The sequence below is a fragment of the Roseateles microcysteis genome (assembly GCF_036880965.1).
Classification (GTDB): domain Bacteria; phylum Pseudomonadota; class Gammaproteobacteria; order Burkholderiales; family Burkholderiaceae_C; genus JAUASW01.
Window position 1 is genome coordinate 428,870 of sequence record NZ_JBAJMV010000001.1, and the last position, 22,084, is coordinate 450,953.

Annotated in this window: 19 protein-coding genes; all 19 read left to right on the forward strand. The window is 64.5% G+C overall.

Annotated features, from left to right (window positions below; translation table 11 throughout):
• Positions 1-39: 39 nt before the first annotated feature.
• The 19 genes from V3596_RS01985 (at position 40) to V3596_RS02075 (ending at position 21,927) form a co-directional block, all read left to right on the forward strand.
• Entirely contained in the window at positions 40-717 is a 678-nt protein-coding gene (locus V3596_RS01985) for a hypothetical protein (RefSeq protein WP_334275910.1), read from the forward strand.
• A 71-nt stretch (positions 718-788) separates the two neighbouring features.
• Positions 789-3,137, forward strand: a complete 2,349-nt coding sequence (locus tag V3596_RS01990) for an AAA family ATPase (protein WP_334275911.1) — start codon at positions 789-791, stop codon at positions 3,135-3,137.
• Positions 3,138-3,201: 64 nt separating this feature from the next.
• Positions 3,202-5,691 carry a DUF4238 domain-containing protein gene (locus V3596_RS01995; protein WP_334275912.1) on the forward strand — a complete coding sequence of 830 codons (2,490 nt, stop codon included), beginning with the start codon at positions 3,202-3,204 and terminating at the stop codon, positions 5,689-5,691.
• 480 nt (positions 5,692-6,171) lie between these two features.
• On the forward strand, positions 6,172-6,744 hold the full coding sequence (locus V3596_RS02000) for a hypothetical protein (RefSeq protein WP_334275913.1): 573 nt from the start codon (positions 6,172-6,174) through the stop codon (positions 6,742-6,744).
• A 10-nt stretch (positions 6,745-6,754) separates the two neighbouring features.
• Positions 6,755-7,264, forward strand: coding sequence for a lytic transglycosylase domain-containing protein (locus V3596_RS02005; RefSeq protein ID WP_334275914.1), 510 nt, complete (start codon positions 6,755-6,757; stop codon positions 7,262-7,264).
• The gene (locus V3596_RS02010; protein WP_334275915.1) at positions 7,261-7,551 is read left to right on the forward strand and encodes a TrbC/VirB2 family protein; all 291 of its coding nucleotides are present in this window, start codon (positions 7,261-7,263) and stop codon (positions 7,549-7,551) included. Before V3596_RS02005 ends, V3596_RS02010 begins: the two co-directional genes overlap by 4 nt.
• Positions 7,552-7,569: 18 nt before the next feature.
• Positions 7,570-7,902 carry a VirB3 family type IV secretion system protein gene (locus V3596_RS02015; protein ID WP_334275916.1) on the forward strand — a complete coding sequence of 111 codons (333 nt, stop codon included), beginning with the start codon at positions 7,570-7,572 and terminating at the stop codon, positions 7,900-7,902.
• On the forward strand, positions 7,886-10,375 hold the full coding sequence (locus tag V3596_RS02020; RefSeq protein WP_334275917.1) for a VirB4 family type IV secretion/conjugal transfer ATPase: 2,490 nt from the start codon (positions 7,886-7,888) through the stop codon (positions 10,373-10,375). The genes V3596_RS02015 and V3596_RS02020 overlap by 17 nt, the downstream gene beginning before the upstream one ends.
• A complete protein-coding gene (locus V3596_RS02025; RefSeq protein WP_334275918.1) occupies positions 10,372-10,779 on the forward strand; it encodes a hypothetical protein in 408 nt (135 codons plus the stop codon). The genes V3596_RS02020 and V3596_RS02025 overlap by 4 nt, the downstream gene beginning before the upstream one ends.
• Positions 10,780-10,788: 9 nt before the next feature.
• Positions 10,789-11,853 (forward strand): TrbL/VirB6 family protein, encoded by a 1,065-nt coding sequence (locus tag V3596_RS02030; RefSeq protein ID WP_334275919.1) that lies wholly within the window; start codon positions 10,789-10,791, stop codon positions 11,851-11,853.
• Between the two features lie 25 nt (positions 11,854-11,878).
• Complete coding sequence (locus tag V3596_RS02035) at positions 11,879-12,583, forward strand: TrbJ/VirB5 family protein (protein WP_334275920.1); 705 nt, start codon at positions 11,879-11,881, stop codon at positions 12,581-12,583.
• Between the two features lie 45 nt (positions 12,584-12,628).
• Complete coding sequence (locus tag V3596_RS02040) at positions 12,629-13,411, forward strand: VirB8 family type IV secretion system protein (RefSeq protein ID WP_334275921.1); 783 nt, start codon at positions 12,629-12,631, stop codon at positions 13,409-13,411.
• Entirely contained in the window at positions 13,408-14,370 is a 963-nt protein-coding gene (locus tag V3596_RS02045) for a TrbG/VirB9 family P-type conjugative transfer protein (RefSeq protein ID WP_334275922.1), read from the forward strand. The genes V3596_RS02040 and V3596_RS02045 overlap by 4 nt, the downstream gene beginning before the upstream one ends.
• Positions 14,367-15,788, forward strand: a complete 1,422-nt coding sequence (gene virB10 / locus V3596_RS02050; RefSeq protein WP_334275923.1) for a type IV secretion system protein VirB10 — start codon at positions 14,367-14,369, stop codon at positions 15,786-15,788. Before V3596_RS02045 ends, virB10 begins: the two co-directional genes overlap by 4 nt.
• A 4-nt stretch (positions 15,789-15,792) precedes the next feature.
• Positions 15,793-16,878, forward strand: coding sequence for a P-type DNA transfer ATPase VirB11 (gene virB11 / locus V3596_RS02055; protein WP_334275924.1), 1,086 nt, complete (start codon positions 15,793-15,795; stop codon positions 16,876-16,878).
• Entirely contained in the window at positions 16,875-18,902 is a 2,028-nt protein-coding gene (locus tag V3596_RS02060) for a type IV secretory system conjugative DNA transfer family protein (RefSeq protein WP_334275925.1), read from the forward strand. The genes virB11 and V3596_RS02060 overlap by 4 nt, the downstream gene beginning before the upstream one ends.
• A 12-nt stretch (positions 18,903-18,914) precedes the next feature.
• Complete coding sequence (locus V3596_RS02065) at positions 18,915-19,586, forward strand: OmpA family protein (RefSeq protein WP_334275926.1); 672 nt, start codon at positions 18,915-18,917, stop codon at positions 19,584-19,586.
• Between the two features lie 23 nt (positions 19,587-19,609).
• The gene (locus V3596_RS02070; RefSeq protein ID WP_334275927.1) at positions 19,610-20,761 is read left to right on the forward strand and encodes an LPD7 domain-containing protein; all 1,152 of its coding nucleotides are present in this window, start codon (positions 19,610-19,612) and stop codon (positions 20,759-20,761) included.
• Positions 20,762-20,769: 8 nt separating this feature from the next.
• Entirely contained in the window at positions 20,770-21,927 is a 1,158-nt protein-coding gene (locus V3596_RS02075; protein ID WP_334275928.1) for a DUF1173 family protein, read from the forward strand.
• Positions 21,928-22,084 lie beyond the last annotated feature (157 nt).

A 22,084-nucleotide genomic window follows, 5' to 3' on the forward strand; every position in this document is an offset into this window, starting at 1 on the left:
CGGGAGCGCGCGCGAACGGCGAACTACCCAGCCCAAGCCTTGGACGCCATCGTGCAGATCCCTGCGGCGACAGATCCGCCGGAACTCCTCGTCAGGTTGGTCAATGCCACGGCGGCGATTGGCGCCAGCGCGAGCCTGTTTTCCGCGGCCATCCCAGAGGGCGGCCCTGAACCCTCCTGCCTCACCCTCTTCGCCTGCCACCCAGACTACGCGCCTGCGCAAGACGGCCTCGGGCCCATCCTGACGCACCCCTGGTTCCGATTCGCACGCACGCACACGATCCCCGGCACCGACCGCCAGGTGAGGATCGAAGAAGGCGCAGACCAAGAGGCCATCAATCTCGCAAGCCAGTATGGATTCCGTTCCTGCTTCATCGTGCCAACGCCAGCCGGCGCCAACCTCAGCCACTCCTTTACAAGCAATCCCGAGGAAGGAAACTGCGTCCTGGTTCGCAACATTTCCGGTAGCCCATTGCTGCTCACCTATTGGGAGCTGTACTACGTAACGGGCTATTGGCCTTTGCGTTCGTTTGAGGTGATTGCGAGTCCGGACTACGACCACTCGGACTCAAAGGTAGAGGCGCATTCCACGACGACCCTGCGATTCACTGGTGCGGACTACTTCGGTTGGAGCGCGAAAGCACTCGATGGCCGACGAATCTTCATCAAGGTTTTTATCGCTGGCCGACGGGATCGCTTGTTCAAGGTCTACGCATGAGCGCCAAAAGGCGTTTTTTCAATGACGCATGAAAGGCGCCCCGGCACGAGACAGAGAACCAGGGAGATCGGATGAGGATTGCACGCCTTGCGAAGGCCCACGGCTATCGCATCTTTCGGGATTTCAGTTGGCCCGCGACGGGCCTTCACGACTTCAGCCGCTACAACGTCATCTACGGATGGAACGGTGCGGGGAAGACCTCGCTGTCCACCATCTTCCGGCACCTCCAGCTCAAGCAGCCACTTTCCGAGGGCCAGGTGCAAGTGCTCGTCGACCAGGCGATCGTCAACGGCGCTGACTTCGGCACCGCGCCCCTGCCCGCGTTGCGCGTCTTCAATCGGGATACGGTCGACCGCAGCGTCTTCGAGTCCGCCGGCCAGCAACTGCCTCCCGTGTTCTTCCTCGGCGAGGACAGCGTCGAGAAGCAAAAGCAGATCGAACAGCTCACGATCCAGCTGAACACGGCGCTGGAACAGGCGGTCAAGCATCGCAGGGACGAGGCCACCGCCAGCACTGCTTTCGAGTCGCTCTGCTCCGAAGAAGCCAAGGGCATCAAGAGCCTGCTGACGGTCGCCGGTGGTGGACCGTACAACAACTACAACGCTGCCAACTTCAAGGCGGACGTCGCGAGCCTCGCCCAGGCCAACCCCGAGCCTGCCAAGCTGTCGGAAGTCGACCGGAAGAAGCACCTCGACGCGAGGAACGCCGCCATCATGGACACCGTCAATGAGCCATCGGAGGGTTTTCCCGATCTTGTTGATATGACCAACAAGACGCGAGCGGCGCTTGAGCGCTCCGTCGTGTCAAAGGTGGTGGATCGGCTGGCAGCCAACCCGAGCCTTGCCACCTGGGTGGCCTCCGGCCTGACCCTACACACCGGGGAGAACGCGACCGACACCTGCGAGTTCTGCGGCGGCCCGTTGAAGCCCGAGCGCGTCCAGCAGCTTGAAGATCACTTCAACGACGAGTTCAAGCGATTCCAGTCAGAGCTTGGCCAGTTGATCGCCGAGGTCCAGAAGGCCCAAGCGTTTCAGAAATCGCTGGAGATCCCGCCCAAGGAGGCGCTTTACGCCAACCTGCGCACCGCCTACGGCGAGGCGCTCAAGTCCCTCAACAGCCAGGCTAGCATGATGACGTCGGCGCTGGATGTCCTGCTTCGAGCCCTGCACGCCAAGCGGGATGAGCCGTTCAAGAGCATGGAGCTGATGCCGTTCATCAGCAGCCACAAGCCTGATGACGCACCGGCCAGCGGGTGGGAAACGCTCTTCCGCGGCCTGTACACCGGCATGGCGGTCGTCGGCGCGGCGCTCGGGCAAACCGCGTTCGCGAAACTCAGCGAGCTGATCACCGAGCACAACCTCCAGACCGCGAACTTCGAGACCATCGTCGCCGACGCGAGAAAGTCGCTGGCCCGCGATGAGCTGCTCCGCGCCCTGCCCGACTGGAGGACGAGATCCGCCGCAGTCTCCACCGCGACTGCCGATCAGAAGACTGCGACGGATACCGCCAACGACCTCAAAAGGCAGATCGCCGCGCTGGAGCAACAGGTGCGCCAGCACCGGCGGCCCGCCGAGGAGCTGAACAAGGAACTGGCCTCGTACCTCGGGCGCGACGAGCTGCGCTTCGATGTGGAGCAGAACGGCTACAAGATCATGCGCGGCGACCAGCCCGCGCTGCACCTGAGCGACGGCGAGCGTACGTCCATCGCGTTCCTGTATTTCCTGAAGTCCCTGAAGGGCACCGACTTCGATCTGGAGAACGGCGTCGTTGTCATCGATGACCCCGTCTCCAGCCTCGATGCGAACTCCCTCTTCAGCGCGTTCGGCTACATGAAGGCCCGGACGGCTGCGGCGGGCCAGCTGTTCGTCCTGACCCACAACTTCACGTTGTTCCGTCAGGTCCGGCTCTGGTTCGACAAGCTGCCGCAGCAGAACAAGAAGGATGCCGCGCTCCACCCCGCGAGGTTCTACATGTTGTCCACGGAGGTGAAGGACGGCACGCGCGGCGCGAAGCTCTCCGAGCTGGATCCCCTGCTCAAGGGCTACGAGTCCGAGTACCACTACCTCTTCAAGCGTCTGCAGGATGAGTCCAAGAAGCCCAGTGCGCCGACGCTGGAGGCGTACTACGCGCTGCCCAACATGGCCCGACGCCTGCTTGAGGCGTTCCTCGCCTTCCGGGTTCCTCACCAGACCGGCGACCTCTACAAGCAGCTCGACGCCATCGACCACGACAACGCCGCCAAGACGCGCATCCTGCGGTTCCTGCACGCCTTCTCGCACTTGGACCAGATCGCGGATCCGGAGCACAACCCGTCGATGCTGGCCGAGACGCCGTCGGTGCTCAGGGATCTGTTTGCCCTGATCGAGCACAGTGACGCGGCTCACTTCAAGAGCATGAACGACCTCGTTGCAAGCGTATGAGGCGCGCACGGTGGTCGGACGCACCCAAGGGACAATCAGGATTCCGAACGACCCAAGTGAGCGGATGACCGACCAGCAGACCCGGAACAACCACTACGTCCCGCAGTGGTACCAACGAGGCTTCCTCGCCCCGGGCCAGTCTCGTCTCTTCCACCTCAACCTCGATCCGGACCGCAAGACGCTGCTTGATGGCCGCCAGGTCCCGCGCAAGGCGCTCCACGAATGGGGCCCTGTGAATTGCTTCGTGGAGTACGACCTGTACACCACGCACTTCGGCTCGATCGTTAGCGACGACATCGAGAAGCACCTGTTCGGCGCCATCGATGACCAGGGTGCCAAGGCGGTGCTCGCTTTCGTGAAGGGCGATCACGCCGATGTCCATGACTTGTTCGAGGACTTCTTCGAGCACATGGCCGCGCAGAAGCTACGCACGCCCAAGGGGCTGGACTGGATCCGATCGTGCTACGGCAAGCTGGACCAGATCGACCTGATGGTGGAAATGCAGGCCCTGCGGACCATGCACTGCACGATGTGGGCCGAGGGCGTTCGGGAGGTCGTGTCGGCGGCTGACTCGGACGTGAAGTTCATCGTGACGGACCACCCGGTGACGGTCTACAACCCGCAGATCGATCCCACGAAGCAGGACTGCGCCTATCCGTTGGACCCGATGGTGGCGTCGCTTGGCACGCAGACCGTGTTCGTGCTGGACGCCAACACCTGCCTGATCTTTACGCACCTCGAATATGCCAAGGCGCCCGACCGGCAAGACCTGACGCGCCTTCGCACGAACGCCCGGCACCAGGGCATGGGCTTGGTGCGCACGGACGCGTTCATCCGCGACCGTCGCCTGACCCGCGACGAGGTGATCGCGATCAACCACCTGCTCAAGTTGCGCGCGAAGCGCTGCATCGCGGCGGCTCACAAGGACTGGCTCTACCCTGAGCGGCACTACCGCGGCACATGGGCCGAGATCGCCCAGGTGCTGCTGCCGAAGTCCGACCTCTGGCAGTTCGGGGGCGAGATCTTTGTCGGCTACAAGGATGGCAGCTCCGGGTACTGGGACGAACACGGCCGCACGTCCAAGGCCCACGAATTCCTGACCCGCAAGTCGCCGTGCAAGAGCATCGCGGCCAACGACTACTGCGGCTGCGGCAGTGCGTACGCCTTCAAGGACTGCTGCCAGCGCCTGCCCCTCGCCGAGCGCCCGCCGTGGGAGGTCTACGGCCTGCGCGAGCGCAACCTGATGTTCTGCAATGTCGTCACTGGCATCCTCGGCTTGCAGGACGGTGCGACCTGGGATGACGTGCGCCGCACCCTGAGCGACGACCAAGTCCAGCGCATCAACGGCGCCTTCTCGTCCCTCTGGCCTGACGACACCGACCTCGCCACGCTGCTGCCGCGTCCCCATCCCAAAAAGCTGCGCTCGGTCTTCCTCGGTCTGGCCGATCCACGCACGGTAGAAGCGGCGGTGCTGGGCTGGCTGCCATATGTCAATGAGATCGTGCTCGTGAACCCGTTCTTCGTGGCGCGGAACTTGAAGCCCGAGTTCAGCCCAATCGACTCGCCCGCCGGCCACAAGATGCAGACGCTCAAAAACGTCATGCTGCTGTTAAAGCTGGAGCCGTACATCCGTGCCGGCCTCGTCCATTTCGTGCCGGATCCCGGCGAGGTCTGCGCCCCTCTCGGCCAGCACGTAAGGCAGGTGTTGACCCGCCGCACCGCTGGGTGGAAACCGCCCAAGGGCGGCCTTCACCAACGGCTCAAGCTCGCCGAGGACGAGGGTCGCCGGATGATCCGGATGCTGCCGCAAGACTCCCTGCGCCGCCACATTGCCAACCAGGCCCCCGACGCAGGCGACGCGATGGTGGATCAGATGGTCGCGTACTTCCGGCGCCAGGCCGAGGCCGACCCATACCTACTTCTGCAGCCGCTGCCCGTGAGAGAAGCCGGTGCGCAGCACCAGATCTACAAAGGGCTGAACCTGGAGTCCGCGCTCTACCTGGCCACTTTGACCGGATCGGTGATCCACGTGGATACAGACGCTCACTGGGAACAGCTGCTGATGGACGCACAGCCCGCAGGCGCGGCGTCACAGCACGGCTGGGCGCGCGTTCGACAGGCCCTGGCCGCGATCACCTTCCCGGTGGACCTGAATCCGGTCCGCGTGGCTGAGCGGTTGAACGAGGGCGAGCTACCGCCCATCAATGCGCTGCTGCGACGCCTGGCTGATTCGGTCGCGTCCCCGGAAAAAGGCGCCAAACCCCAAGCCCTGGCCACGCAGCTGCGGCAGGCCCGCGGCAAGGCTGAGCGCAAGGATCCCGCTATCGACGACAACAACCTGCTCACCGCGCGGTTGGAGTTGCATGTGCCGCCGGAGGGCTTCTTCCGCCACGAGGTGCAGCGGCTGCTGGTGATGTTCGCGGGCGCGACCCGGCCCCGTTCTGTGCCGTATGCGCTGCGCCTCGTGTTCGATGAAGCCGACGACGCAGATGCTCCGGAGCCGGCCAGTGGCTCTGGCGGAATCCCCGCCCCGCACGCAGCGTTGCGCCGATAAAGTCGAGACCGCAGCCCGCATTGAATTGTGTGTGTACTGTCATTTCTACGGCGCGCATCAGCGCGAGCTAATCTCTGAGCGGCAGGTTATAGGCGTCCAGTCCAAGCAACCCGAGGGCTGAAATGGGTCGGCACCGTGAGTTCGCATGACGACGAAGCAGGCGTTCAAGCCGTACGGCCGATCAGTCGCTGGCCATGGTCCGCTGTACGTCGAACTTCGGCCATCCATCCCAATGCGGATCGCCGCATCGGATGTCGGCCTATCGATACCTAGCGTGGGCAGGCTTGGCGGTCGTGACTGGCTCTTGACGCTGCGCAACAGCCGCTCGCGACCAGCACAGCTTGTGGAAACCGTCCCCGCTGATTCTTCGTCAAAAGCCATCACACGAGCTAGCCGTTTTGGCACCTAGAGTTTCCATACAGGACGCAGCAACGCGCCCTGATGCGAAACCCCTCGGTCCCAACTACTGCCAGCTCCGCCATGACTACCTGCCTGACCTCCGCACCACTCAGCCCATCCAGAAGGGATGCCGCTGCGACGCCCATCCGCCGGATCCGCGGCGGCGCTGCCACGCTGACGACCTTCGCCGTGCTGCTGGGCACGAGCACGCCCGCAGCAGCGGTCGACGGGTGCCAGGTCTTGCTCTGCCTTGCCGCCCCGAGCTGGCGCTCCATTCCCCAATGCGTGCCCACGATCACTCAGCTGCTGCGGGACCTGGCTCGGGGTAAGACCTTCCCCAACTGCGCGATGGTCGGGAGCGACAACACCGCTAGCCACGCCTGGGCCAGTGCGCCCGGCTTCTGCCCGCCTCAGTACACACGGCTCCCCGCTGGCTCCAAGGGCCCGCGCTACTACTGCGACTACGCCGGCGCCGTGTCCGTCACGGTCAACGGCACACCCTTCGCTCGCACCTGGTGGAGCATGGACGGCAGCACGGTGACCGAGTTCAGTCCGGCCGCCAAGGCTCAACTCGGCAGTTGGGACACGCGGTTCGACGACGACTACGCCGCCTGGCTCGCCAACCAGCCGCCGCCGGCTGGCACTGCCAACTGAGGGCGTGAGCATGGATGCCTCCGCCTTCGTCGCTTTGGCTTTGGCCTGCGCCCCGCAGCTGCATGCCGACACGGCACGCGCGCTGGTCAGCGTCGAGAGCGCCTTCAACCCATGGGCGATCGGCGTGGTCGGCGGCCAGCTGGCGCGCCAGCCCCGCAACCGCCCTGAAGCCTTGGCCACGGCCCAGGCCCTGCACGCCACCGGATGGAATTTCAGCGTAGGGCTTGGCCAGATCAACCTGGGCAACTTCGAGCGCCTGGGCTTGACGGTGGACACGGCCTTTGAGCCCTGCACCAACCTGAGCGCCATGCAGGCGGTGCTGACCGAATGCATGGCCCGGGTCCCAGCGCCCCAAAACCTGCCGAGTACGGAGCAGACCGCGCTGCGACAGGCGCTGTCCTGCTACTACAGCGGCGACTTCGTCACCGGCTTCAAACACGGCTATGTGCGCAAAGTCGCCGCTGCGGCTGGCGACCTGGCCCGCCCATCCACCACTGCGCAACCAAAGGAAAAGCCATGAAGATCATCACGACGATTCGCCGGGCCGCGAGCGCATTGCTGCCGTTGCTACTGGGGACACTGACTCAGGCCGCCCTCGCCCAGGGATTCGAGAAGATCAACACCACGGTCATGAACGTCAACGCCATCCTGGTGGTGGTGTCGATCGCGGTGGTCACCATCGCCATCATCTGGGCGGGGTTCAAGATGATCTTTCAGGCGGCGCGCCTGGTCGATGTGGCGAACATCCTGATCGGCGGCACGCTGATTGGCGGCGCCGGTGCGTTTGCAGCGTTCATCGTGAGCTGACCCAGGGCGGTGACTGCGATGCAACGCGAAACCATCTACAAGGGCGCGACGCGGCCGGCCATGACGCTGGGCGTCCCGCTCACTCCCCTGGTGGTGCTGCTGGGCGCCGGCATGCTGTTAATCCTGTGGGGCGGCATCCTGATCAGTTGGTGGGTCGCCCTGTGCGTCGTCGCAGCCGTTGGCCCCACATGGCTCTGGATGCGACTCGTGAGCACCAAGGACGATCAGCGCTTCAGGCAAGTTTTCGTCGCGCTGAAGCTGCGCTTGCATGACCGCAACCACCGGTTCTGGGGCGCGCGCAGCTACTCACCCAGCCACTACAGAGGAGCCCGCGATGTTTGGCACAACTAGCACTCCCGAGGCGGCGCGCCGCTTGCCATGGCGCCGCAAGGCCCAGCCGCGGCACTGGGAGCGAGCACGTGCGGAGAACCCCCTCGCCGCTTTCGTCCCCTTCTCGTCGATGCTCAGTCCGCACGACGTCATCACGCGCGGCGGAGACTTTCTGCGGGTCTGGCGCCTGGAGGGCATCGCCTTCGAATGTGCCGACGAGCACCAGATCGCGGAGCGACATGAGGCGCTTTGCAGCCTGCTGCGCAACCTGGCCGGAGGCCAATGGGCAGTCTGGACCCATCGCCTGCACCGCCATGTCACCGATCAGCTGCATGAGCCGCCGGAGTCAGGCTTTGCTCGCGACCTGTCCCGAGCCTACCAGGCAAGAATCAGCACGCATCCGATGATGAGCAATGAGCTCTACCTGACGCTGGTCTATCGACCGGCCGCTGCCTCCCGCCTCAGCCGCACGCTGCGGGCCAGGCCGCGTTCGCGGGTTGCCATTGCCGAGGCCCAGGCCGACGCGATGCGCGTGATGGAAGAGCGGTCTGCGCTGGTGGCGCGCGTGCTCCGGGGCTTCGGTCCTCGGCTGCTGGGCGCCCGGCATCGGGGCGGACGCAGCTACTCCGAGGTCGCAGAGTTCTTCGGCTATCTGGTCAACGGTCGTTCGAGTCCTGTGCCGATGGCGGCCGGTCCGCTGTACCGAACCTTGCCCACGGTGCGTCTGTCCTTCGGCGGAGACAAGCTCGAACTGCGGCATGGCGACACGCGGCGCTACGCCGCCCTGGTCGACATCAAGGAGTACGCGGATGCGGTCGAGCCCGGCATCCTGAACGCCCTGCTCTATGAAAACAGCGAGTTCATCGAGACGCAGAGCTTCTCCATCCTGCCTCGCCGCGACGCCATGCGGGCACTGGAACTGCAGCGCGACCAATTGATCGCCAGCGAGGACGTGGTGGCGAGTCAGATCGCCGAGATGGACACGGCGCTGAACGACCTCGGAGATGGCCAGTTCTGCATGGGCGAGTATCACTACAGCCTGGTCGTCTTCGGCCAGGACCTGGCCGACGCCGGCCGGCGTGCCGCGCAGGCCATTGGCGCCGTCGGCGAAGCGTCGAGTCTGCAGATGTCGCCTGTGGACCTGGTGGCGGATGCCGCCTGGTTTGCCCAGATGCCCGGCAATTGGCAATGGCGGCCACGGGATGCCAAGCTGTCATCGCGCGCCTTTGCGGCGCTGGCCAGCGCGCACAATTTCGCCAGCGGCAAGCGCGATGGCAATCCCTGGGGCGAGGCGCTGGCCTTGCTGCGCACGCCCTCCGGTCAACCGTTCTACCTGAATCTGCACAGCAGCCCGGAAGGCGAAGACTCGGCCGACAAGAAGCTGCCGGGCAACACGCTGATCATCGGCTCGACCGGCGTGGGCAAGACCACGCTGGAGATGTTCCTGCTGACGCTCACACAAAAATGGTCCCCCGCGCCACGTCTGGTGCTCTTCGATCTGGACCGTGGCTGTGAGATCGCCATCCGCGCGCTGGGAGGCCGCTACTTCACGCTGGAAGCAGGCAAACCCACGGGCTGCAACCCTCTGCAGCGCGAACCCACGCCGGCGCGAATCCAGTTCTGGGAGCAGCTGGTACGCACCTGCATCGGTACCGTCGCCCTGCCCTTGCTCCCCGCCGACGAACGCGCCATCGCGGATGCCGTCCGGGCCGTGGCGATGATGCCGGCACCGTTGCGCCGGTTCTCGACCGTACGGCAGAACCTACCCAAGTCTGGCGAGAACAGCCTGTTCGAGCGCTTGGGCCGCTGGTGCCAGGGTGGCGCGCTGGGTTGGGTTTTCGACGAAGCCGACGACCGGCTGCTCGACCTGCAGGCCGCGGCAGTCATCGGTTTCGACACTACCGAGTTCCTTGGCCTGCCCGAGGTCCGCACGCCGGTGATGATGTACCTGCTGCAGGTGATGGAAGAACTCGTCAATGGTGAGCGGCTCATCTACGTGATCTCCGAGTTCTGGAAGGCGCTCGACCACGAGGTCTTCAGCGACTTCGCCAAGCAAAAGCAGAAGACGATCCGCAAGCAGAACGGCCTGGGCATCTTTGACACGCAAAGCCCGTCCGACGTGCTGCGCCACCCCATCGGCCGCACGATGATCGAGCAGAGTGTGACCAAGATCTTCCTGGCCAATCCCGAGGCTGTTCGAGAGGAGTATGTCGAAGGCTTCGGGCTCACCCAGGCCGAGTTCGACATCGTGCGGGGCCTCAGCGCGCAAGGCGGCCGGAGATTCCTGGTGAAGCAGGGGCACACCAGCGCAATCTGCGAATTGGACCTGACCGGCCTGGATGACTTCATCGCCGTGCTGTCGGGCACCACCGACAACGTAGCCATGCTCGATACGGTGCGTGAACGCCATGGCAACGATCCGTTTCAGTGGCTTCCCGTTTTCCTGCGGGAGGTTCAGGATCGAAGGCTTCGCAATATCGGGAGAGCAGCATGAACGCAGTTCAGCATCTCGCAGCGTTGAGTGCGCTGGCACTGGCAGCCACAGGCGCTTGCGCGCAATTCGTGACGGGCAATGAGGCGGTCAGCCGGCATGCCGACGGCACGACCAGGGTCGAGACGCCGCCGTTGCCCAAGGCCACTCTTGGCAAGCCGTGCCCTGCCACCAGCCCCGCATGCACCGCTGGCGGCTGGCTGATGATTGAGACGAATGGAGGGCTTCAGGAGTGCACCGAGCTCTATGCACGGCCGGGCACCTGCCGTGCCTCGTCGTTCGGCGCTGAGAAGCGGCCGAGACTTTGGGTCGTGAAGTCCAAGGGGCAGTGGCTGCAGTGCGAACGGCCAAGCCTAGATGGCAAGTGCGTCACCACAAAGACGCTGCCCAACACCATCGTTCAGTGAGAAATCATCATGTTCGCCTGGGTCGGCTCGCAGTTCGACGGTGTGTTGAACACCTACGTGGTCGGCGTGATTGCGGCGCTGATGACTTCGATCACGCCGGTCGCCTTGTCAGCTATGACGATCTGGGTCGCGCTGTTCGGCTGGGCTGTTCTGCGCAACGAGGTGTCGGACAACGTTCCGGCTTTCGTCTGGAAGGTTTTCAAGATCGGCATGGTGCTCGCGTTCGCCCTCCAGTCGGGTGTCTACATCAAACAAGTGGCAGAAACGGCAAACGCGCTGGCGACCGGTGTCGCCGCGACCTTCCTTCCGTCAACCGCGAATCCCGCAACGACCACAACGCCCTACGCAATTCTTGACGCATTCAATGAACGAGCCAGCCAGCTCGTCGTCGACCTTCTAAAAGACGCTGGCATCACGCGGCTGGACCTGGTGTTCGCAGCCGTCGTCACAGCGCTCGGCAACGTCATCTTCCTCTGTCTGGCGCTGTTCGTCGTGACGCTGGCGAAAGTGTTCCTCACATTCAGCTTGGCGGTCGGCCCGCTCTTCATCCTATGTCTAGCCTGGCGCCCGACTGCTCGCTTCTTCGACAGTTGGTTGTCCATGGTCCTCAATGCTGTGGTACTCGCCTGGTTCGCGTTTTTCTCGTTGGGGCTCAGCGCTGCCATGGGAGAAAGGCTTGTGCAAGTCATTCAAGATCAAGGCGGCTTCCTCGGCCCTAGTTTCAACGTCGTCGCTGAATCACTGAAGTACAGCATCGTGATGATCCTGCTGGCGATCCTTTGCTTCCAGGCGCCGAGCCTCGCTGCGGCGCTGACCGGCGGGGCTGCCGTACAGCAAGGCGTCCAGATGATCCAGAACGTCATGATGGTCTCGGGCCTGCGCTCAGCGTCGTTCGCAAGAGGGGCGGCCGGCGGTGCTCAGGGAGGCGTTGTTCGGGCCGGCACCGGGGCGCCGTACGCGATGGGTCAAGCCGTCGGCGCGGCAGCCTCTAGTACAAGGGCTGCGGCTAGCCGCGGATACGGTGCGGCACGGGCTGCCGCCTACAAGCTCGCCGCGACGCGCGGCCGGACGTAACTCCATCCAGCACAGGAGCACTGCCATGCGCAAACGACTTCATCTGGCCGCCGCCGTCTGCATTCTCGCGGGCACCTTCGGCCCCCACCGAGCGCAGGCGCAAGGCATCCCAGTGATAGACGTCGCCAACCTGATCCAGACTGTCCAGCAGGTGATGAACGACATCACCGCGATCAACAACCAGGTGCAACAGATCGTCCAGTTGGAGGACCAGCTCCGCAGCATCAGCGGCATTCGCAACCTCGGAGAGGTGTTCAACAATCCGACGTTGCGGAACTATGTGCCGGCCGAGGCCTATACCCTGTTCAACGCGGTCAACGCCTCCGGCTACGCGGGTCTCAACATCACCGCGAAAGCATTGCGTGATCGGCACATGGTCTACAACTGCCTCGACCGCAGCGGCGACGATCAAACCCGATGTCAGGCGGCGCTGGCACAGCCATACCAGCAGAAGGGCATGCTGCAGGACGCCATGAAGTCCGCAGCGGGCCGGCTCAACCAGATCCAGTCCTTGATGCGCCAGATCAACGCCACGGTCGATCAGAAGGCCGTTCTGGAAATCCAGGCACGCATCGGCGCAGAGAACGCGCTGCTGAACCACGAGATGTCCCAAATTCAGATGCTGCAGGGCATGTCGGACAGTGAGGAACGCATCGCGCGGTCGCGTGATCGAGAGCGTCAGTACCAGATGCTGACCCGTACAGGGAAGGTCGCCGACTACCTGCCCTGAACCCAGCCCCAACCGCGCGACCGCGCGGCCCTATGAGGAACAGCCATGAGTGCACTCCTGATGCCAGGACGAGCCGCTGCATTGCCCGGTCCCATTGATCAAGACAACACTGATCGCAGTGACACCGAAGCGACGACGTCGATCAGCGCCAACGCCGCCTGGGAGATTGACCGGGCGCTGATGCTCGAATACTCAGAGCGCCGCGCTTGGTGGGTCGCTGGCGCCAGCATGCTCATCGGGCTGACCGGGATCGCCGCAGTCTTTGTTCAAGGTCCGCTGCGGCAGGTGGTCGAGATCCCGATTGTGGTGGATCGACTCACGGGCGAGACCACCATCCAGCAGCGGCTCAGCGTCGAGACCGTGCCCCCGCTGGAGGCTCTCGACAAACACAATCTGGCCGCCTTCGTCCGCGCACGGGAGGGCTACAGCTGGATGTTCCTGCAGCGCGACTTCGACCAGGTCGCTCGCATGGCCGTGCCAGCCGTGTTTGCAGACTACAACCGCCAGTTCGAGGGCGACAGCGCCCTGCAGAAAAAGGTCGGTGCGACCGAAGACTGGCGCATCGGCATCGTCAGCATCCGGCTGTCCGCATCGGGGCGCAGTGGTAACAGGGGCGAGGCCACGGTCACCTACGACAAGGTGGCGCGGGTCGCGGACCGCAATCTGCCCGAGGTGACCACACGCCATATCGCCAGTGTCGTGTTCCAGTACCAACCTCGCGTCTTTGCCAAGGAGCGGGATCGACTTGAGAACCCCTTCGGCTTCGTCGTTCTGGCGTATCGATCCGACCCCGAGATCGCCACCGCCACCGTAGGGGGCCGGCCATGAAGACTGAATTGCATCTTGCGACGGCCTGCAGCCTGCTGGTCGTCTGCGCAGGAGCGATGGCCCAGCGAGCCACGGCCCATGGAACCGATGCTCACCTTCGCGAAGTCCACTACGACCCCCATGCCGTGGTCGCGGTGCCGGTCAAGCGTGGCGTCGTGACCCTGGTGGTGCTCGATGCGGACGAGGCCATCAGCGAGGTGGGCGCCGGTCTCGGCGGCGACTGCGCCAAATTGGAGTCAGCCTGGTGCATTGCGGCCCAGCCTGGGGGGCGGACGCTGTTCATCAAGCCCAAGCGCATCGCTGCCTCACCCAACAATCTCGCGGTCGTCACCAACCGGCGCATTCACAACTTCCGGCTCGTTGTCCTCGCCGACGAAGATCCCCGGCCGTCGCTCCACCGACTCGTCGTCAAAGCCCCACCCCTCGCGGCGCCAGCCCTTGCCCCTCTGGCAAGAGCCCAGGCAATGCAGTCCGCACCAGCGCTGAACGCCTCACTGGCGCCGCTGCCTCCACGCCCGTCGGCGGAGCAGCTGGTGTCGGAGCGGCTGCAAGCGAAGCCAGTCGTGCTCAACACTCAGTACGCCTTGGCCGAAGGCGCCTACTCGCAGGACATCGTGCCGACCCTGGTCTTCGATGACGGCCGTTTCACCTACCTGCGCTTCCTCGGAAACCGTGAAATACCAGCAGTGTTCCACGTCCTGCCGGACGGCAGCGAGACGCTTGTCAATGCGCGCATTGAAGACGATCTGCTGGTGGTTGACCGGGTGAGCCGCCGACTCGTGCTGCGCGCCGGCGCGGCTGTCGTGGGGCTTTGGAACGAGGCTTTCGACCTCGACGGCGTGCCACCCGAAGAGGCAACGACCGTCCCTGGCCTTCGGCGCACGCTGAGGGCGACTGAGCAACCAGGACGGCCCGCACAAGCAGTCCTTCGATCTGATCGCCCGGGAGGTGCCCCATGACCGCAGAACCACCGCGCATCGAGGGCGCCGCTGGCACCGCTGAGCCTCCGGGCGCGGGTGATGGCTCGTTCTCCCCCTTGCCTGGCGAAATGGGCCTGCCCGATGTTGCGGCACAGCAGCGGCAGCCCGTCTCCAAGAAGGGGGTGGTGGCAGTCGTACTGCTCGTCAGCAGCTTGGTGGTCGCCTCAGCCCTCGCGATTCAGCGCTTCACAGTCAGGACCACGACGACCCATGCAGAGGACGGCAAGATGCTCCGCGACAAGCCGGCTGCGGCGACCGGCGAGCCACGCAGGCTTGAGCTTGGGACGATCGCAACAGCGGCAGCCCCAAGGTCGTCCACACCAGGGCCAAGAGTCCCTGCGTTGGTGCCAACCGAAGAGGAGTTGGCGGAGCCAATCGGCGTTCGCCGGACGGGATCAAGTCCATCGAGCGCCACAGGCATCAAACCGCTGCAGCCCGAAGACGCGCCGGTGCTCCTGGTCAGCACCCGACCCGGCCAGGGTCCGGTCACGGGCCCTGGGCTTCGTGCCGCCGAGACGCACGGGCCTGTCGATGCCAGCGACGCCGACACCGGCTCCCATGACCCGTTGAATGCGACGTCACGCAATCTGCAGACCTACCAGCGACAACTCCAGGGCCTGCTGGAGAACCTGAACCGAACGGCCGACCTGGCCCGCAGCGCCAGCGCCTTGCCGGCGATGGCCCCGACGGGCATGCCCGCGCCAAACGCGTACGGCAGCCCCTCACACGCCGGATTGCTCGGCGGCCAGCTCCTCGGATCCTCTACGCCGAAGGTCGCAGCATCCATGATTGGCAACCGCAGCCTCACCTTGCCAAAGGGAACCGCCTTCACCTGCGCCCTCAAGACACGGATCGTCACGGCAAGCTTAGGCATGGTCGGCTGCTTGGTCCAGCGCAATGTGTACGGCGATGACGGGCGCGTGCTGCTGATCGAGCGCGGCTCGCATCTGGATGGCGAGTACCGCGTCACCACGGCTCGTCCCGGCATGGTGCGCATCCCCGTGCTGTGGACGCGCGTACGCACCCCGCTGGGAGTGACCGTCGACCTCGACTCGCCAGCGACCGGGCAACTCGGCGAATCCGGGATCGATGGCCATGTCGACAACCGCTGGAGCGAGCGGATCGGCGCTGCGATGCTGCTCTCGCTCATCGACGACTCGGTGAAGCTCGTCATTCAACACCAGTCCAACGACCGCCAGGGCGACACCATCGTGCTGCCCTCCACCACGGCCAACGGCAGCAAGCTGGCCGAGAAGGTGCTGGACAGCACCATCAACATTCCACCGCTGATCTATCAGAACCAGGGCGGCATCGTCGGCATCTACGTCGTGCGCGATGTCGATTTCTCGAGCGTGTACGCGCTGGTGCCCACCGCCGGGGGGCCGGCTCGGCCCTGACGCCATGTCCATTCACCTGCCTGACCGCGCCGATGGCGAGACCGCATGGCACGGGGAAGCCACCTCGGTCGTCGAGTTCCTGAGGCCCATGCGCGAGCAATTGGATGCGCCGAACGTGCAGGAGGTCTGCATGAACCGCCCCGGCGAACTGCTCGTGGAGAGTGCGGAAGGCTGGCGGGCGGTAGCCGCGCCGGACATGACGGCAGAACGGTGTCTTTCACTGGCGACTGCCGTCGCGACGTTCTGCGACCAACAGATCAACCAGGAACGGCCGCTGTTGTCGGCCACGCTGCCATCTGGAGAACGCGTGCAGTTCGCCATTCCACCGGCTGTGCCCCGTGGCATGGTGTCCATCACCTTGCGCAAGCCCGCCACGCTGATCAAGGACCTGCGCGCATTCGAGCAGGAGGGCTTGTTCGAGCGCACAGCCTGCGCGGCGACAGTCGGCGATGATGTTCCGTCCTTTGAAGCCAAGCTGCTTCAGCTCCAGGAGGCGCGCCACTACGCCGACTTCCTGCGGCTGGCCGTGCGCCAGCGCCAAACGATTGTCGTCAGCGGACGGACCGGTTCGGGCAAGACGACCTTCATGAAAGGCCTGATCGAGGAGGTCCCCAGGCATGAGCGCCTGATCACGATCCAGGACGCGGCCGAGCTCACCTTGCCCCATCACCCAAACGTTGTTCACCTGTTCTACAGCAAGGACGGCCAAGGCACGGCGCGCGTCACGGCCAAGTCGCTATTGGAGGCCTGCCTGCGCATGAAGCCTGATCGGATCTTCCTCGCGGAAGTCCGTGGCGAAGAGTGCTTTCAATTCATTCGACTGGCCGCCTCGGGCCACCCCGGCAGCATCACCAGCGTCCATGCCGGCAGCTGCGCACTGGCCGTCGAACAGATGGCGTTGATGATCCGCGAGTCAGGCGCTGGCGGTGCCATGACCATGGACGAGATCAAGCGGCTGCTTCACTTGGTCATCGACATCATCGTGCAGTTCGACCGGGACGAGCGGGGACGCTTCATCTCCGAGATCTACTACGAACCCCGCGCACGCCGCCTGGCGCAGTACGGCGGCAGACCGGACGCATCGCCATGAGCGGCCCAGGTGCCCTGCCGTCTGCGGCCTGGTCGACCGGCAGAAAACTTGCAGCCGGGATCTTCGCGCTCGCCGGGTATGCGGTGCTGACCTGTGCGGCGACCTACCTGTCGGGCGCGCTGTTCCTGCTGCTGAACAAGGCGAACCCTGCGCAGGCGAGGCTCACCAGCATTGCCCAGTACTGGCGGCTTTACGCCGACGATCCGCCGCTGCGCAAGAAGCTCTGGGCCGCCATCGGCGTGTCGGCAGGCGGCCTGCTCGTCGTCCTGCCAGTGGCGCTCGTCGCGGCAAGCCAGCGACGGCGAGCGCTTCATGGCAGCGCCCGATTTGCCACGGCGACCGAGATTCGGCTCGCAGGCCTGAACGACACGGGTAGGCCGGGCATCCTCGTCGGGCGGCATCGTGGCAAGTTCCTCTCCCTGCAGGGGCAGCTGTCGGTGATGCTGTCTGCACCGACACGCAGCGGCAAGGGCGTGGGCGTCGTCATACCGAATCTGCTGAACTGGCCCGACTCGGTTGTCGTGCTCGACATCAAGGGCGAGAACTACGAGGTCACAGCCGGCTATCGCCACGCCTGCGGACAGACGGTCTATGCGTTCTCGCCGTTCGACGATGGGGCCCGAAGCCATCGCTGGAATCCCTTGACAGCCGTGCGCTCAAGCGAGTTGCACCGGGTCGGCGACTTGCTGAACATCGGGCAAGTGTTCTTTCCGAACGACGGCAGCGGCAGCTCGTCCGAAGCCTTCTTCAACGACCAGGCTCGCAACCTGTTTCTGGGCCTGGGCCTGCTGCTGCTGGAATCCCCAGAACTGCCTCGCAGCATCGGCGAGATGTTGCGGCAATCATCGGGCAAGGGGCAAGCGCTGCGAGGGCACCTGGCGGGGGTGATTGCAAAACGCCATGAACAGCGGAAGCCGCTGTCGGACGAATGCACCGATGCCCTTCAGCGCCTGCTGTCCAACTCCGACAACACCATGTCGAGCATCGTGGCCACCTTCGTGGCACCGCTGACCATCTTTGCGGACGCCATCGTCGACGCCGCCACCAGTGCCGACGACTTCAGCTTGGCAGACCCACGCCGCACGCGAATGTCGATCTACGTGCGCATTCCTCCGCATCGGCTCGCCAGCGCGCGGCCTCTGCTGAATCTCTTCTTCTCGCAGTTGGTGAGTCTCAACACGCAGCAGCTGCCAGAGCACGACCCGACGTTGCGCTACCAATGTCTGCTGGTGAACGACGAGTTCACGGCCATGGGGCGCGTGTCCGTGATCACGAACTCGGCCGCCTTTCTCGCGGGCTACAACCTGCGCCTGCTGACGGTGGTCCAAGCGATGTCCCAGCTCGATGCGTTGTACGGCGACAAAGAGGCACGGACCTTCGCAACGAACCACGGGCTGCAGATTCTGTTCGCGCCACGTGAGCAGCGTGATGCGAACGAATACAGCGCCATGCTCGGCAATTTCACCGAGCAGGCCACCTCGCGTGGCCGCAGCCGGTCCACCAGCGGACAGGGCCACACGACCATCAGCCGCAACGACAGCGAGCAGCGGCGCGCCTTGCTGTTGCCGCAGGAGTTCAAGGAACTCGGCAGCGAACGCCTGGTGGTGATCATGGAGGGCTGCAAGCCCATCCTCGGCGAAAAGATCCGCTACTACTGCGATGAGGCGTTCAGGAAGCGGCTGCTGCCGGCGCCGGTTGTGGCTCCGATGGATATGGATCGCCACCTCGCCCATGTCCAGCAGCGCTGGCGTTTTGTTGACGATGAGTTGGCGCCTGGCGAGGGCATTGATATCAGTGCGCTGGCCTACGACATGTCGCAGTTGCCAGACAACTTCGACCTGCCGCCCGAGCAGTTGGCGGCCGCCCTGATCGAGTTCTTCAACCCATCAGCGCCCGCGGCCTTTGCCGCAGGAGGCACGGTCGAGCCCATGGCCGACGGCGACGGTGTCCTGATGACAAGCCGCGCGCCCCACGCGGACGCAACTGCCACTGCAGACCGAAGCACAGATCTCACCCACTCCTGACTGGAGAAAACCATGCGACCAGCGATCCTGCTCACGCCCTTGGTGCCCTGGCTTGCGCTCTTGGCCTCCTGCAGTGCACCGCCAAAACCGCCATCGGTCGATGAATCGCGAAAGCGCCCCGCAAACACGGCAATGGCCGTTGAGCTGCAGGTCTGCAAGAACGATCTTCAGAACACCCGGCTGCGAGCCATCGAATCCGGGCGCGCCGCCGAGACCAGCGCAGTCACCCAGGCAAACATCGCCGCGCTTCAGCAGGCCCTGACCGGCCTGCAGGCGCAGGCTCTGATGCCCGCAGCGGCCGTGCGGCCCAACAGCATTTTCACCGTTCGCTTTGACTACGGCAGCACCCGGTTCAACATCCCAACGGACGTGGCGCTGGACCTGACTAGAGAGGCGAAGGCCGCGCCGCTGATCCTGTTGCGTGGCCGCACCGATGGGATCGGTGATGCGCCCATAGAGAGCCACATCGCGCGGGCCCGCGCCAGAGCGGTGAGCGACTACCTGTTGGCTGCCGGCGTGAACCCGTCGCAAATCAGGGCAACCTATCAAGGCACTGGCGACCACGCTGCCGACAACCAAACTGCCCGTGGTCGCGCGCTCAACCGGCGCGTCGAAATCGAAATCTACCGCGCCATTCCCTTGGCAATGAATGCTGTGGCACAGAACGGCAGATCGACGGACTGAGCAGCCGCATGAGAGGCGACATCATGGACGAAGACCATTCCTTGCACCATCGCTCCGCGCCGATTCGCGGCGGCAGCGTCGAGCCAGCCAACCGCGCTGCCATTGCCAAGGAGCGCTTCCAGACACCGCACCCAGAGCGCGGTGAGCACTTCGAGTTTCGCGATCCGTTCTTTGACGTCACCTACCGTGCGAAGACGTTCGACGAGATGACCGCCAAGGCGGAACAGATGGGAGCGAGCCGCTTCACCGCCATCGATGCGAAAGGTGCGCGCACGCAGATCCAGAAGGTCAACGGCGACTGGCAGCGCGGCGAACCGCTGCCCGCCCTGACCCAGCGGCCTTCGGAACCGATGACCACGCGGGACGATGTGCCAGACGCCTCCGCGAACCCGATGACCGGCTCCGCCGCCGCCCAGCGCAGTCCGCTGGACAAGGCGATGGCCATGGCCACAGCCAAGGTCGTAGCGAGGATCGACGCGAAAGCCGAGCGCGCCGCCATGGTCGCTCGCATTGAAAGCTCACTGTCGGAACGTTACGTGATCAAACGCGCACCGGTGATGGTCGGCGATATGAAGATTGGGAGCACGGAGTACCGTTTCCGCGGTGACAGTTCCCGGGTCGCGTTCACCGAATCGACCTTCCGGCTGGCTACCGACACGAACAGCCCATCAGTGGCTCGCTCGATGGTGGACCTGGCGCAGGCTCGTGACTGGAAGGGCCTGCGAGTTTCCGGCGCCGAGGACTTTCGGCGCATGGTCTGGCTGGAGTCGACGCTGCGCGGCGTGAAAGCTGTCGGCTACGAGCCAAACCTCGCCGATATGGAGGTGCTCAAGCGCGAGCGCGAGGCCAGGCAGACCAACCGCATAGAGCCGGCGCGCGATGCCGGCACTGCCAACGCCACGACTGCAAATGAGAAGTCGTCGGTCCGAGGCGGTGGCCGCAAGGCCATGATCGCCGCCATCGACGCGGTGCTGATCGCGAAGAAAGTGCCGGAGGCCAAGCGCCAGGCGGTTCTGACTGCCGCGTCGGAGCAGCTGACGCAACGGTCCCGCAGCACCGCGCTGCCGAAGATCAAGGTCTACGACCGCACCGCCCAACGGCAATTGCCGATCACCCCGCCCGCACCTGACTTGAACCGCGCGCAAGACAGAGCAGCCCTGTCCCGCAGCCGCTGAGCGCCACCATGAATGCCAGCACCCTGGAATGCGGCCAGCGCGTGTCCACCTTGGACATCGAAGGCATGCCGCTCGCACCTTCCTCACCAGGTTTCGCAGAAGCGATCGCGCAGGCCTACAGCAGGCGGCGAAGGCCCCGATGCCTCTGTTGTCCTGATGGCATTGAGATGTATGTCGCCCGGCTCGGTGGTGGCTACATCGTCAAACGGATGCCCGAGACGGGATGCCGACATGCACCGGATTGCGCCTCCTTCGAGCCGCCGACCGAGCTCTCCGGCCTACGGCACCTGATGGGCAGCGCGATCAAAGAGGATCCGAACACCGGCATCACGACGTTGAGGCTCGGCTTCTCACTGTCCAAGCGCCCGGGACGAGCCGCCCCGTCCAAGCCCAACTCATTAGCCAGCACTGCTTCGAGCACAGTCACCAAGCTCTCGCTGCGCGGGCTGCTGCATTACCTCTGGGACCAGGCAGAGCTGACACGCTGGCACCCTGGCTTCGAAGGTCGGCGATCCTGGGGCACCGTGCGCCGGCAGTTGCGGCAGGCCGCCGAACAGGTGGTCACCTGCGGTGAATCGCTTACGACCAGGCTCTATGTGCCGGAGCCATTTCATGTAAACCAGCGCGACGCGATCATCGAGCGTCGAAGGGACATCTGGACCTGTTTCGGCGGGCCAAGCGGTGGTCATCAGCGGCTGCTCTTGCTGATCGCCGAGGTCAAGGAGATCGTTCCGGCCAGACAAGGCCACAAGGCCGTCATCAAGCATGTGCCAGAAGTCGGACTCGCCATGGACGATTCGCTCTACCGCCAGCTGGCACAGCGCTTCGAACAGGAACTGGAGCTCTGGAGTGCATCAGACAGCATCCGCATGCTCATGATCGCGACGCTGACAATCAGTGCCGCCGGCCTGCCACATATCGCTGAACTGAGCCTGATGACTGCCACAGCGCAATGGCTGCCGGTTGAGACGATGGCTGAGCAGCGGCTCGTTGAAGCATCGGTGCGGAACCAGCGCGCATTCTTGAAGCTGCTCCGCTACGACCTTCGTTCGGATGCAAGGCTTGCGAGTCTCGCTTTGACGGACCGAGGAACACCAGCCCCTTTGATTTTCGCTGCCGACTGCGGGTGGATAGTGCCAGGCGAGGCAGGCCTCGCCAGGACATGAACGGCTACTTCCACCCATTGGCGCCATCCCCAGCCTTCAATTCGGTGCTCCGAAGCTGCCGGTCAGAGCGAAACGACACACGCGAAGGCAATCCCTCGGCGGAGGGCGCATATCAATCGGCGGCCGTTAGGGCGACATAAGCCCAGCGCCTGACCTG